Genomic DNA, 1,506 nt, shown 5'->3' on the forward strand with positions numbered 1-1,506 from the left:
CCGAGCATGGGTGTGGCGTGGCATCGTTTTCTGGCGTTCTTCAACATCTACTTCAAGCGTGAGGCGGATGGTGGGGTTGCGTTGGGTGCGTTGCAGCCGATGCGTTCGGGTGGTGAGGTGATCGATTTCGAGGACCCGGCGGACGATGCGGTGTTCGGGGTCTCGCAGGTGGAGCATTTCACCTGGAAGGGTCTGCTGGACTTCTCCACGTGTACCGAGTGTGGTCGGTGTCAGTCGCAGTGTCCGGCGTGGAACACGGGCAAGCCGTTGTCGCCGAAGTTGTTGATCATGTCGTTGCGCGAGCACGCGTTCGCGAAGGCGCCCTACCTGCTGGCCGGTGGCGGGAAGGACGAGGAGGGCAACGAGAGGGCGACGCCGGAGCAGTTGGCGAGGGTCCCGGCGTCGGCGTTGGCCGAGGCGGAGCGGCCGTTGGTCGGCACGGCGGCGGAGAACGGGGTGATCGATCCGGACGTGTTGTGGTCGTGCACCACGTGCGGGGCGTGTGTGGAGCAGTGTCCGGTCGACATCGAGCACGTGGACCACATCGTGGACATGCGCCGGTATCAGGTGTTGATCGAGAGTGCGTTCCCCTCCGAGGCGGCGACGATGCTCAAGGGGTTGGAGAACAAGGGCAACCCGTGGGGCGTGGCGACCAAGGCCCGCCTGGACTGGGTCAAGGAGTTGAGCAGGGCGAGGGGCATCGAGGTGCCGATCGTGGGGCGGGACGTGGACCCGGCGGAGTTGGAGTACCTGTACTGGGTGGGGTGTGCGGGGGCGTTGGCGGACGGTCCGAAGAAGACCACGAAGGCGTTCGCCGAGCTGTTGCACATTGCCGGGGTGCGGTACGGGATCCTGGGCAAGGAGGAGTCCTGCACGGGTGACTCGGCCCGCCGGTTGGGGTCCGAGGTGGTGTTCCAGATGTTGGCGGCGCAGAACGTGGCGACGTTGAACGCGGCGTTGGAGGACGCGCCGCGCAAGCGGATCGTCACGACGTGTCCGCACTGTTTCAACACGTTGGCCAACGAGTACCCGCAGTTGGAGGGTCACTTCGAGGTGATCCACCACACGCAGTTGTTGCAGCATCTGTTGGACGAGGGTCGGCTGACGCCGGTGGAGCCGGTGGACGGGCTGGTCACGTATCACGACCCGTGTTACCTGGGTCGGCACAACAAGGTGTACACGCCGCCGCGGGAGATCATCGCGCGGGTTCCGGGGTTGCGGAACGAGGAGATGCACCGGCACAAGGAGCGGGGTTTCTGCTGTGGCGCGGGTGGTGCGCGGATGTGGATGGAGGAGCGCATCGGCAAGCGCATCAACAACGAGCGCATGGACGAGGCACTGGCGCTGAAGCCGGACATCGTCTCCACCGCCTGCCCGTTCTGCCTGGTGATGTTCACCGACTCGATCAACGCCAAGAAGCAGGCCGGCGAGGCCGCGGAGGACCTCCGCGTCGTCGACGTGGCACAACTGCTCCTGCAATCCGTGCAACTCCCCGAACCACCGGCG

Annotated in this window: 1 protein-coding gene; it reads left to right on the plus strand. The window is 65.5% G+C overall.

The annotated features are described in order from the left end of the window. A partial coding sequence (locus ACIBM5_RS47040) for a (Fe-S)-binding protein (RefSeq protein WP_396012847.1) occupies window positions 1–1,506 on the plus strand: 1,506 nt, incomplete at both ends.

This window comes from Embleya sp. NPDC050493, from assembly GCF_044458105.1.
Lineage (GTDB): Bacteria > Actinomycetota > Actinomycetes > Streptomycetales > Streptomycetaceae > Embleya.